An 11,397-nucleotide genomic window follows, 5' to 3' on the forward strand; every position below is an offset into this window, starting at 1 on the left:
TAAAATACGATTTAAATCAAGTTTGTCATCAGTCTGACCGCACTTTAATCGTGCGGTCATTTGCGTTAAGGTTTGAAATTTATTTCAGCTTAAAGCACTTTAACAATGCTTTCGCAAAGATAGCGGATGTTATCTTCGGTGATACCGGCGACGTTGATACGACCGGAGCGAACGGCGTAAATCGCAAATTCTTCTTTTAAGCGATCCACTTGTTCGGCGCTTAAGCCGCTGAAAGAGAACATTCCGTTTTGTTCGATAATAAAGCTAAAGTCTTGCTCCGCACCGTATTCTTTCAATAATTGAACGAAAAGTTGGCGCATTTGTTTGATACGGTTGCGCATTTCGGCTAATTCTCCCGTCCATTGCGCTTTTAATTCCGGATCCGCTAAAACTAAAGCAACGGTTGAGGCACCGTGTGACGCCGGATTGGAATAAAGGGTGCGCACGATGGATTTCACTTGAGTGAGTGCGGTCGCCGCAACTTCTTCCGTTTCCGCCACTAAAGTGAATGCGCCCACGCGTTCGTTGTATAAACCGAAGTTTTTGGAATAAGAACTGGAAATCAATAATTCTTTGTGGTTTGCCGCGAAAGTGCGTAAACCTAAAGCGTCTTCGTCCAAGCCGTTGGCTAAACCTTGGTAAGCGAAGTCGAACAGCGGTAACCAGCCGTTTTTCGCAGACATTTCGGCAAGTTGTTTCCATTGTTCCGGTGTCGGGTCGATACCGGTCGGGTTGTGGCAGCAACCGTGTAGTAATACTACGTCGCCTTCGCCCGCATTGCTCAGATCGGCGATTAGGTTATCCCAGTCTAAGGCTTTGCGTTGCGCGTCATAATAGCGGTATTCGCGAATGGTAATGCCTACGGCATTAAAAATCGCGTTGTGATTCGGCCAAGTCGGGGTGCTGATCCATACGTTTTGCGCTTTGGTTTGCCGTTTGATAAATTCAGCGGCGATACGCAATGCGCCGGTTCCGCCTAAACTTTGTACGGTTTTAGCGCGACGTTGTTTCACGATGTCGGAGCCTTCGCCGAATAATAAGACTTGCGTGCGCGCATTAAAATCCGCCACGCCGTCGATAGATAAATAGTTTTTGGTGGTTTCGGTGTCGAATAAACGTTGTTCCGCCGCTTTCACCGCTTTCATAATCGGCGTGGTGCCTTTGGCGTCTTTATAAACGCCGATACCTAAGTTGATTTTATTAGCGCGAGTTTCGGATTTAAAGGCTTCGCCTAAACCTAAAATCGGATCGGCAGGAGCCGCGTGTATATTTTCAAACATAGTCATTATCCTTATAAATGTTGTGTTTCGATGAAACCTTTATACTGATAAAGACCGCGATTAGCAAGCCTTTATTAAAGTAAATTCTATCTTTTTATCGGTTTGTTAGAAAAAATATGAAAATAAATTTATGAAATTATATTATTTCAATTTTTCAATCGCCCAAGCCAAACCGGATTGATAATCTTGCGGTAATTCGTCGCGTAATTTTTCTAACAAGCGAATAAGCACGCGGCGATCGGGATGGGCGAGATTAATATGTCCGACTTTGCGCCCCGCGCGCACTTCTTTGCCGTACCAATGTAATTGGCTGAACGGTGTATTTAACCAACGATCGTCGTGTTCGGTGCCGATAAGATTAACCATAACGCTCGGCATTGCAGTGTGTAGCGCCGGTGTCGGTAAATCCAATAAGGCGCGTAAATGCAGTTCGAACTGACTGATAGAACAGCCTAACTGCGTCCAATGCCCGCTGTTATGGACGCGCGGTGCGAGTTCGTTAATTAAAAGTTGATCGCCGACCACAAAACATTCCATCGCCATTACGCCGACATAATCCAGTTTGTGCATAATTTTGCCGAGCATTGCTTCGGCTTGTTGCTGCTGTTGCGCTTGTTGCGGAAAATTCGTATCCGCGACGCTATAACGCAAAATGCCGTTTTGTTGAAGATTGTGCGTCACCGGATAAAAACGGGTTTCGCCGTTTTTAAAACGCGCGCCGACCAGCGAGACTTCGTAATCGAAAGGAATAAATTTTTCTGCGATCACTTCGCCGAATAATTCCTCTTCGATTAAGTCGGTATTTTCTTGGTTGATAATCCATTGTCCGCGCCCGTCATAACCTCCGGTGCGACGTTTTACCACCACTTTTTCGCCGACTTGGGTAAAAACTGTTTGCCATTGTTCGGCACCGTCTAACAGACACCAAGGCGAAGTCGGCAGCGCCAATTCGTCCAGTAAGGATTTTTGCGAAAGGCGATCGGCAAGACGACCGAACACAGGTTGATTGACAAAATGCGGATGATTGCCGAGCATTTCGGTGAGCGGCGTTTTTTCCCAGCGTTCGATTTCCGCGGTGATCACGCCGTCGGCAGGCAGGTCGAAAACCGGTGCGTTAAAGGCAAGCGGTCGGACGTCGATATCAAGCGGTGCGCCCGCATAGCGGAGCATTCTGCCCAGTTGCCCGTTACCTAAAACATAAACGGTCGGATATAAAGCGCTTTTTTGCATATTAAAATCCTTTAGAGTTGTGTTTGTCGATTGTTATCGTTTTGAATAGCAAGCATTTTTTAATCAAAGTGCGGTCTGTTTTTCGTTGGTTTCCTCGTGGGATTTTTTCAACATTTCATCTTCGTTTAATTTCAACAACCGCGCGATAGCGTTTAAATACGAGATTTCCAATGTCTCGCGGCTGGTGGCGATAACGCCTTGATCGATTAAAAATCCGTCATTGACATCATACACCCAGCCGTGTAGGGATAATTTTTTCCCGCGTTTCCACGCCGATTGAATAATGGAGGAGCGCCCTAAGTTATACACTTGTTCGGCGACGTTGAGTTTGGTGAGCATATCCGCGCGTTTTTCCGGTGAAAGTTTGCCGAGTAGGTGGCTGTGTTTAAACCAAATATCGCGAATATGTAACAGCCAGTTGTTGATCAAACCGAGGTCTTGTTCCGACATTGCCGCCCGAATCCCGCCGCAATTCGTATGCCCGCAGATAATGATATGCTCGATATTCAGCACGTCCACGGCATATTGCACCACGGAAAGGCAGTTTAAATCCGTATGAATCACTTGATTGCCGACATTTCGATGAACGAACAATTCGCCCGGGCCTAAATTGGTTAATTTTTCGGCGGGAACGCGGCTGTCCGAACAACCGATCCATAAATAACTCGGCGTTTGATGATCGGCAAGGTCACGGAAATAATCCGAATTTTCTTCTTTCATTCGGGTTGCCCAACTGTAGTTGTTGGCAAAAAGTTGTTCGATCTTTTTCATTGGTACGGCTCCTGTTTTATCGAAAGCACAGTATAGCCTAGAATCCCGTTAGGGTAAAATCAAAATCCCGCCGAACCGCCGTTGTCGGATGTGGCGAATCAAGAAAATCATATGTTATAAGGCTTGTAAAACGTTCGCTAAAAAGTCGTTCGGCGGTTTTAATGAAATATGGCATAATTGCTCTCCGTATTAATACAAAAAGCTTAGAAACAGCGATAAAAGTGCGGTGATTTAAAATCGATTTTGTCGTTTAAGATTTTCTTAAGATTTGTTTAGTACAATACCTGTGTCAATAAGACAAAATAAATAAAATTAGCTTTTTTAAATAGGAGTTATAATGAAAAAACTTACTTTATTAGGAACATTATTATTCGCATCTTCTGTTGCTATGGCAGGTTTTCAACAAAATGTCGGTAATGTTATCCCTGTTTCACAAGCGTTATCCGCAGCAGATAAAAGCGTTGTGGTAATTGAAGGTTCTATCGTGAAACAAGTGGATGACGATAAATTTATTTTTGCAGACAATACAGGTTCGATGAAAGTGGAAATTGAAGATCACGTTTGGCGCGGTTTAAATGTAACGCCGCAAGATAAATTACGTTTAATCGGTATTAGTGATAAAGATTTCGGTCGTAATGCGAAATTAGAAGTCACCGAAGTGCAAAAAATTCAATAAGCAAAGAATGGGGCGAATGATGACATTTGCCCCATAGTTTTTCTGAAATTAAGACAGCTCGGCTCTTAATTTTTTCGTTACTTTTATCATCACATCCAACTGCGCAAGAGTTTCTTGCCAACCGCGAGTTTTCAATCCGCAATCCGGATTTACCCACAAACGTTCTTTCGGCACTACTTTCAAAGCTTTGCGTAACAAATGTTCGATTTCTTCCGCTTTCGGTACGCGCGGGCTATGAATATCATACACGCCCGGTCCGATGTCGTTCGGGTATTTGAAATCGCCGAATGCGGTGAGTAATTCCATATCGGAGCGGGAGGTTTCGATAGTAATCACGTCCGCATCCAAGCCTGCGATTGCCGGCAGAATATCGTTAAATTCGGAATAACACATATGGGTGTGGATTTGGGTGTCATTTTGCACGCCCATATAGCTTAAACGGAATGCTTCGCCCGCCCATTGCAAATAAGCATCCCAATCGGCGCGTTTAAGCGGTAAGCCTTCGCGAATCGCCGGTTCGTCGATTTGAATGACTTTAATGCCTGCTTTTTCCAAATCTAACACTTCGTCCGATAACGCCACGCCGATTTGTTTACACACGAGCGAGCGCGGAATATCGTTACGCACGAACGACCATTGCAGAATAGTGACAGGGCCGGTCAACATTCCTTTCATTACTTTATTCGTCAGGCTTTGGGCATACTGCGACCAACGCACGGTCATCGGTTGCGGACGAGTAACATCGCCGTAAATTACCGGCGGCTTCACGCAACGCGAGCCGTAACTTTGCACCCAGCCGAATTTGGTGAACGCGAAACCGTCTAACAATTCGCCGAAATATTCCACCATATCGTTACGTTCCGCTTCGCCGTGAACCAGCACATCCAGATCCAATTCTTCCTGACGGCGAACGACATATGCGATCTCTTTTTTCATCGCCGCTTCATAATCCGCTAACGATAATTCACCTTTTTTAAAGCGACTGCGTGCAAGGCGGATTTCCGTAGTTTGCGGGAAGGAGCCGATATTGGTGGTCGGCAATAACGGTAAATTTAGCCACGCATTTTGTAATTTGATACGCTCAGCAAAGGGTGATTTGCGCTTATCGGCGTCAACAGGCAAATTGGCTAAACGTTCGGCGACTTCGGCTTTGTGAATCGCTTTACTATTCGCACGGCTGTCTGCAGCCGCTTGGCTGGCGGCAAGTTTATCCGCCACTGCGTGACGACCTTGTTCAAGTGCGGTCTTAATAATTGATAATTCTTCGACTTTTTGCAAGGTGAAAGCAAGCCAGCCGTAAAGATCCGGATTTTTCTCTTGAAGCTGCGTTTCCACGCTTAAATCATAAGGCGTATGAAGCAAAGAACAGCTCGGCGCAATCCATAAACGCTCGCCCAATGTTGCTTTTAACGGTTCAAGCAGGTCTAACACCGTATTTAAATTGGCTCGCCAAATGTTACGACCTTCGATCACACCGGCGGAAAGCACTTTATCGTAATCGGCAAATGCCGCAAGTTGTTCCGGTGCGCGCACTAAATCCAAATGCAAGCCGTCCACCGGTAAAGATTTCAATAAATCGGCGTGTTCGGCAACCGAACCGAAATAAGTGGCAAGCAATAATTTCGCCTTCACTTTGCTCAATTCCGCATAAACGGATGGGAACGCATCAAGCCATTCTTGTGGTAAATCAAGCGCCAATGCCGGTTCGTCGATTTGGATCCATTCCACGCCTTCTTGCGCAAGTGCGGTCAAAATTTCGGTATAAATTGGAACAAGGCTGTTTAATAATTCGAAACGATTGAAAGCTTCGCCTTTTTCTTTGCCTAGCCAAAGGAAGGTTAAAGGCCCGACGATCACCGGTTTAGCCTGATGTCCCGCCGCTTTCGCCTCGCGGATTTGGTTAACATAATGCGCAGGATTAGCTTTAAATTGAGTATTTTTGTGAAATTCCGGCACGAGATAATGATAGTTGGTATCGAACCATTTGGTCATTTCAATAGCGAATTGATCTTTGTTGCCGCGTGCCAGTTGAAAATATTGAGAAAGCGTTAAATTTTGGCTGTCGAAACCGAAACGCGCGGGAATGGCGCCTGTCGCCACTTGCAAATCCAAAATATGATCATAAAAGGTGAAATCGCCCGTGGCGATGAAATTCGCGTTTGCATCCGCTTGGTGTTGCCAATTTTTTTCACGCAAAGCTTTGGCTAAATCCTGTAGATCTTGTTCGGTAATTTCACCGCGCCAGTAGCGTTCTTGAGCAAATTTTAATTCACGTTTTGCGCCCACACGCGGGAAACCTAAAATATGAAATACGGTCATCATCATCTCCTGTTTTTTGTTCGATTTAAAATTAGATAGACGTCTAAACGTCTGAGTGGAGTCATAATGCCGAAGTCGTAAATATTATGCAATCTCATAATTTTCACGTTTTCTATGAATAAAATTAATAATGAAATGAAAGGCTGAAAAAGTGCGGTAATAAAATTCATTAAAAAAACGCCGCAAAAAAGCACCGCACTTCGCTAAGCGCCATTCATTTTTCATCGGCTTTTCCGTATAATGCCATTCACTGATTTAGTCTTTTTGATGAATATTTTTAATGAAACCCATTTTTTTGGAATTACGCCATTTAAAAACCCTGTTAGCCTTAAAGGAAACCGGTAGCGTTTCTTTGGCGGCGAAACGGGTTTATTTGACCCAATCGGCGTTGTCGCATCAAATAAAATTGCTGGAAGAACAATATGGTTTAGTGCTGTTTGAACGCAAAACCCAGCCGTTACATTTCACGGCGGCGGGCGAGCGTTTAATTCAGTTAGCGAATGAAATTTTACCGAAAGTCATCGAAGCGGAACGCGATTTGGCGAGGGTGAAAGAAGGTGAAGCGGGTGAATTGCGCATTGCCGTGGAATGTCATACTTGTTTCGATTGGCTGATGCCGGCGATGGACGGTTTTCGGCAACATTGGCCGCTGGTGGAATTGGATATTGTGTCCGGCTTCCACACCGATACGGTCGGGTTGTTACTAACTCATCGCGCGGATTGGGCAGTGGTGTCGGAAATCGAAGAAACCGTCGGCATTGTGCATAAGCCGTTGTTTTCTTATGAAATGGTCGGATTATGCGCCAAAGATCATCCGTTGAGCGCAAAAGCCGTGTGGCAAGCGGAAGATTTTATCGATCAAACCTTGATCACTTATCCCGTGCCGGACGATATGCTGGATTTATTGCGCAAAGTGTTGCACCCGAAAGGGATTAATCCGACCCGCCGCACCAGCGAATTGACCATCGCTATTATTCAACTTGTCGCTAGTAAACGCGGCATAGCGGCGTTGCCTTTTTGGGCGGCGAAACCTTATTTGGATCGCGGTTATATCGTTGCGCGTAAAATTACCGATGAAGGCTTATACAGTAATCTTTACGCCGCTTATCGCGAAGCGGACGCCGACAGCGCCTATATCGACGATTTTTATGAAACCGTCAAATCGCAGAGTTTTTCCACCTTACCCGGATTATCCGTTTTAGAGTAGTTTGTATTATGTCAGAAGTAAACCGTTCGAGCGCAGCATTAGCCGCCGCGAAAGCCGCCTTACCTTATTCTTTCCCGATCCTTGCCGGATTTATGTTTTTGGGCATTGCCTACGGCGTGTATATGAAAGCTTTGGGATTCGGCGCGTGGTATCCGATTTTAATGGCGGCGCTGATTTATGCCGGTTCCGTCGAATTTATTATTGCCGGCGCCCTTGCTAGCACCTTTTCGCCTTTATATGTGTTGCTTATTACGTTAATGGTGAGCGGACGGCAAATTTTTTACGGCATTTCAATGCTGGAAAAATACGGCGCGCATTTGGGGAAAAAACGCTGGTATTTAATTGCTACGATGGTAGACGAAAGTTTTTCCCTCAATTATATGGCGAAAATTCCACCGCACTTGGATAAAGGCTGGTTTATGCTGTTCGTCAGTTTATATTTGCAGCTTTATTGGATTGCCGGCACGGCGCTCGGTGCGCTTTTCGGCGCAGTGTTGCCTTTTGATTTAAGCGGCGTGGAATTTGCGATGACCGCATTGTTTTTAGTCATTTTCGCGGAAAATTGGCTGAAAGAAATCTCACACGAAAGTTCATTATTAGGCTTAGGCATTGCCTTGTTATCGTTATTGATCGTCGGAAAAGAACATTTCTTAGTGCCGACATTATTGGGAATTTGGTTGTATTTGACCTTACGTCGCCCGCAATTATCGCGCAAATTGGCAAATCGTTTGGACAAAGTGGAGTAGATAAGAATGACTTTTAACGAACAATTAATCACTATCGGAATGGGCATTTTAGGCGTACAACTTTTTCGCTGGTTGCCTTTTTGGATCTTTCCGGCAAATCGCCCGATTCCGGAATATATTCGTTATTTAGGCAAAGTATTGCCGGCGGCGATGTTCGGAATGTTAATTATTTATTGCTATAAAAACGTCGATATAACAAGCGGTTATCACGGCGCACCGGATTTTATCGCCGGTGCGGTGGTGTTGGGCTTGCATTTTTGGAAGAAGAATATGTTTCTTTCTATGGCGGTCGGCACGCTATTGTATATGGTGCTGGTGCAGAACGTTTTTGTGTAATTAATCGTATAAACTCGGCGAATTTTCATCCGGTCGAGTTTTAAAACGACGGTGTAACCACATATATTGTTCAACGCCGCGCAGAATTTCCGTCTCAACGATATGATTCATTTTTAACGCAATGGCGCGTTCGTCAAGCGCATCGTTAAAATCCACCGGCGGAGAAATTTTCACCGTATAACCGGAGCCGTCGCGATTGCGTAACGGCGCGAAAGGCACGACTTTACTGTTCGGCGAGGATTTCAATAAATAATAGCTGCCGGTGGTGGTCGCTGCTTCTTGAACGGCAAAAAACGGCACGAAAACCGCATTTTTGCGTCCGTAATCGTGATCCGGCGCATACCAAATAATCTTGCCGCTTTTAAGTGCTTTAATCATTCCGCGCAAATCTTTACGATCCAACATATCCGTATTGGAACGCAACCGCCCTCTGGTTTGCAGCCAATCCATCAGCGGATTGTCATTCGGGCGATATACGCCGATACCCGGCTGATGAATACCGACAATGCGCGCACCCAATTCAAGGGTTAAAAAATGCACGCCGACGAAAATAATACCGTCTTCAAGATTATCGGTCAGATGTTCTAAACCTTCCACTTTCGACCATTTTTTGATGCGACGATCCGACCAAAACCACGCCATTCCCGTTTCGATAATCGCCATTCCGGTGGATTTTAGATTTGCTTGTAAAATTTCCTCGATTTGTTGTTCGGAATAATCGGGAAAACACAGTGCTAAATTACGGCGCGCGATATTGATTCGGCGTTTGCCGACTTTTAATTTGGCGAAAAGTTTTCCTAATCCTGCGCCGATTTTTAATAACAGCGGATAGGGTAGGAGAAGAATCAGTCGCCAAAGTGCTAATACCAACCAAAATCCCCAATATTTCGGTTTTAAAAAGGCGCGTTGAAAAGTCGGAAGTGATGATTTTGCCATAATGAAACTACAATTTATTACAAAGATAAGTAAGTTTAACGGAATTTTTAGTAAATAGCATTTGTCCTATGTTAAAATCGACAAAATTTTTCCAATTTATCAGAGGAATAAAAATAAAATGGCACAGTATTCTGCACAATTTGAACAAGCAAAAGTTTTGGTATTGGGCGATGTAATGTTGGATCGTTATTGGTTCGGCGCAACCAATCGCATTTCGCCGGAAGCGCCGGTTCCCGTGGTTCGCGTACAAGAAAATGAAGAACGCGCAGGTGGTGCGGCGAACGTGGCGATGAATATCGCGTCCTTAAACGTTCCGATTCAGTTATTGGGATTAACCGGTCGGGATGAAGCGGGCGAGGCGTTAAAATCCTTATTGGCACAACAAAAAATCGACTGTAATTTTGTGGAATTAACCTCGCACCCGACGATCACTAAATTGCGTATCTTATCGCGTCATCAACAGCTGTTACGTCTTGATTTCGAAGAAGATTTTAATAATGTCGTCAGCGACGAATTATTACAAAAACTCAAAAGTGCGGTGAAAAATTACCGCGCTTTGGCGCTGTCCGATTACGGCAAAGGCACGTTGAATCAAGTGCAACAAATGATTCGCATTGCGCGTGAAGCGAACGTGCCCGTATTGATTGATCCGAAAGGCACGGATTTCGAACGCTATCGCGGTGCGACCTTGTTGACGCCGAATATGTCGGAATTTGAAGCCGTGGTCGGCAAATGCCATAGCGAAGAAGAAATTGTAAGCAAAGGTTTGAAACTAATCGCCGATATTGATTTAACCGCGTTATTGGTAACGCGTTCCGAAAAAGGGATGACTTTATTACGTCCGAATCAAGCACCGTTCCATTTACCGACGGAAGCGAAAGAAGTGTTTGACGTCACCGGCGCGGGCGATACGGTTATCAGTGTGTTGGCAACCGCCTTGGCGGACGGACGCAGCTTTGAAGAAGCTTGTTATTTATCCAATGTGGCGGCGGGCATTGTGGTCGGCAAATTGGGTACATCAACGGTTTCAACGGTAGAATTGGAAAACGCGATTCACGGCAGAAGCACCGGCGGATTCGGCATAATGACGGAATCCGAACTGAAAAGTGCGGTGAAATTAGCCAAAGAACGCGGTGAAAAAGTGGTGATGACCAACGGCTGTTTCGATATTTTACATCCGGGCCACGTTTCTTATTTGGAAAATGCGCGTAAATTGGGCGATCGTTTAATCGTTGCGGTGAATTCGGATGCGTCGGTTAAGCGTCTTAAAGGCGAAACCCGCCCGATTAACGATTTAACCGCGCGAATGAAGGTTTTGGAAGGATTATCCTCCGTTGACTGGTTGGTGGCGTTTAGCGAAGATACGCCGCAGCGCTTAATCGGTGAAATTTTACCGGATTTATTGGTGAAAGGCGGTGATTATCAACCGCAAGACATCGCCGGTAGCCAAGAAGTTTGGGCAAACGGTGGCGAGGTGAAAGTGTTAAATTTTGAAGACGGCTGCTCGACCAGTAATGTGATCAAGAAAATCCAAGCGTTGAAAGATTGAATTTAACTAGCGAAAGATTTTCACTAAAGGCGTGATAAAAAAGTGCGGTAAAAATACCGCACTTCAGTTTATTGACAAGGTATACTTGAGTAGGATGGGCTTTAGCCCATCATATTGAAATAACTATATTTTTTGATGGGCTGAAGCCCATCCTACACATAAAATACGATTTAAATCAGGTTTGTCATCGGTCTGAAAAAAGTGCGGTAAAATACCGCACTTTTTTGCTTTTTTATTTCGCAATACGTTTGTATTTCATTCGGTGAGGTTGGGTGGCGTCCGAACCGAAAGTTTTTTTCTTCCATTCTTCATAATCGGAGAAGTTGCCTTCGTAGAACGTGACTTTG

The 11,397-nt window shown here is 44.9% G+C and carries 11 protein-coding genes and 1 pseudogene; 5 read left to right on the plus strand and 7 right to left on the minus strand.

Translation table 11 applies throughout. The features are described 5' to 3' along the window. Positions 1-89: 89 nt before the first annotated feature. The 3 genes from CVP04_RS10960 to can form a co-directional block, all read right to left on the minus strand. Positions 90-1,280 (minus strand): amino acid aminotransferase, encoded by a 1,191-nt coding sequence (locus tag CVP04_RS10960; protein WP_100297554.1) that lies wholly within the window; start codon positions 1,278-1,280, stop codon positions 90-92. 141 nt (positions 1,281-1,421) lie between these two features. Further along, positions 1,422-2,510 (minus strand): 5-(carboxyamino)imidazole ribonucleotide synthase, encoded by a 1,089-nt coding sequence (purK, locus tag CVP04_RS10965; protein WP_100297555.1) that lies wholly within the window; start codon positions 2,508-2,510, stop codon positions 1,422-1,424. A gap of 63 nt (positions 2,511-2,573) precedes the next feature. Then, a complete protein-coding gene (can, locus tag CVP04_RS10970) occupies positions 2,574-3,281 on the minus strand; it encodes a carbonate dehydratase (RefSeq protein ID WP_100297556.1) in 708 nt (235 codons plus the stop codon). Between the two features lie 337 nt (positions 3,282-3,618). Here can and CVP04_RS10975 point away from each other — a divergent pair, with 337 nt between their 5' ends. After that, a complete protein-coding gene (locus tag CVP04_RS10975; protein WP_100297557.1) occupies positions 3,619-3,957 on the plus strand; it encodes a NirD/YgiW/YdeI family stress tolerance protein in 339 nt (112 codons plus the stop codon). Between the two features lie 48 nt (positions 3,958-4,005). Here the strand turns inward: CVP04_RS10975 and metE are convergent, their stop codons facing one another. Continuing rightward, entirely contained in the window at positions 4,006-6,276 is a 2,271-nt protein-coding gene (gene metE, locus CVP04_RS10980; RefSeq protein ID WP_100297558.1) for a 5-methyltetrahydropteroyltriglutamate--homocysteine S-methyltransferase, read from the minus strand. Between the two features lie 84 nt (positions 6,277-6,360). Next, positions 6,361-6,501, minus strand: a complete 141-nt coding sequence (locus CVP04_RS12290) for a hypothetical protein (RefSeq protein ID WP_165772797.1) — start codon at positions 6,499-6,501, stop codon at positions 6,361-6,363. A gap of 55 nt (positions 6,502-6,556) precedes the next feature. Here CVP04_RS12290 and CVP04_RS10985 point away from each other — a divergent pair, with 55 nt between their 5' ends. The 3 genes from CVP04_RS10985 to CVP04_RS10995 are packed head-to-tail and all read left to right on the plus strand — an operon-like array spanning position 6,557 to position 8,565. After that, positions 6,557-7,483, plus strand: a complete 927-nt coding sequence (locus CVP04_RS10985) for a LysR family transcriptional regulator (RefSeq protein WP_100297559.1) — start codon at positions 6,557-6,559, stop codon at positions 7,481-7,483. 8 nt (positions 7,484-7,491) lie between these two features. Beyond that, positions 7,492-8,229 carry an AzlC family ABC transporter permease gene (locus CVP04_RS10990; protein WP_100297560.1) on the plus strand — a complete coding sequence of 246 codons (738 nt, stop codon included), beginning with the start codon at positions 7,492-7,494 and terminating at the stop codon, positions 8,227-8,229. Between the two features lie 6 nt (positions 8,230-8,235). Next, positions 8,236-8,565 carry a branched-chain amino acid transporter permease gene (locus CVP04_RS10995; RefSeq protein ID WP_100297561.1) on the plus strand — a complete coding sequence of 110 codons (330 nt, stop codon included), beginning with the start codon at positions 8,236-8,238 and terminating at the stop codon, positions 8,563-8,565. On the opposite strand, the gene CVP04_RS11000 is transcribed toward CVP04_RS10995, so the two are convergent. Next, complete coding sequence (locus CVP04_RS11000; protein ID WP_100297562.1) at positions 8,566-9,501, minus strand: Kdo(2)-lipid IV(A) acyltransferase; 936 nt, start codon at positions 9,499-9,501, stop codon at positions 8,566-8,568. A 118-nt stretch (positions 9,502-9,619) separates the two neighbouring features. Between CVP04_RS11000 and hldE the strand changes: the two genes are divergently transcribed. Further along, complete coding sequence (gene hldE / locus CVP04_RS11005) at positions 9,620-11,050, plus strand: bifunctional D-glycero-beta-D-manno-heptose-7-phosphate kinase/D-glycero-beta-D-manno-heptose 1-phosphate adenylyltransferase HldE (protein ID WP_100297563.1); 1,431 nt, start codon at positions 9,620-9,622, stop codon at positions 11,048-11,050. A 232-nt stretch (positions 11,051-11,282) separates the two neighbouring features. On the opposite strand, the pseudogene CVP04_RS11010 reads toward hldE, so the two are convergent. After that, a pseudogene (locus CVP04_RS11010) lies at positions 11,283-11,397 on the minus strand (ATP-binding cassette domain-containing protein); the annotation flags it as partial.

The organism is Caviibacterium pharyngocola, assembly GCF_002795405.1.
Classification (GTDB): Bacteria; Pseudomonadota; Gammaproteobacteria; order Enterobacterales; family Pasteurellaceae; genus Caviibacterium; species Caviibacterium pharyngocola.

What these genes read in the sequence shown, in the direction of transcription:
- CVP04_RS10960 (WP_100297554.1), bottom strand. Translation starts at nt 1,280, where the DNA reads ATGTTTGAAAATATACACGCGGCTCCTGCCGATCCGATTTTAGGTTTA.
- purK (WP_100297555.1), bottom strand. Translation starts at nt 2,510, where the DNA reads ATGCAAAAAAGCGCTTTATATCCGACCGTTTATGTTTTAGGTAACGGG.
- can (WP_100297556.1), bottom strand. Translation starts at nt 3,281, where the DNA reads ATGAAAAAGATCGAACAACTTTTTGCCAACAACTACAGTTGGGCAACC.
- CVP04_RS10975 (WP_100297557.1), top strand. Translation starts at nt 3,619, where the DNA reads ATGAAAAAACTTACTTTATTAGGAACATTATTATTCGCATCTTCTGTT.
- metE (WP_100297558.1), bottom strand. Translation starts at nt 6,276, where the DNA reads ATGACCGTATTTCATATTTTAGGTTTCCCGCGTGTGGGCGCAAAACGT.
- CVP04_RS12290 (WP_165772797.1), bottom strand. Translation starts at nt 6,501, where the DNA reads ATGAAAAATGAATGGCGCTTAGCGAAGTGCGGTGCTTTTTTGCGGCGT.
- CVP04_RS10985 (WP_100297559.1), top strand. Translation starts at nt 6,557, where the DNA reads ATGAAACCCATTTTTTTGGAATTACGCCATTTAAAAACCCTGTTAGCC.
- CVP04_RS10990 (WP_100297560.1), top strand. Translation starts at nt 7,492, where the DNA reads ATGTCAGAAGTAAACCGTTCGAGCGCAGCATTAGCCGCCGCGAAAGCC.
- CVP04_RS10995 (WP_100297561.1), top strand. Translation starts at nt 8,236, where the DNA reads ATGACTTTTAACGAACAATTAATCACTATCGGAATGGGCATTTTAGGC.
- CVP04_RS11000 (WP_100297562.1), bottom strand. Translation starts at nt 9,501, where the DNA reads ATGGCAAAATCATCACTTCCGACTTTTCAACGCGCCTTTTTAAAACCG.
- hldE (WP_100297563.1), top strand. Translation starts at nt 9,620, where the DNA reads ATGGCACAGTATTCTGCACAATTTGAACAAGCAAAAGTTTTGGTATTG.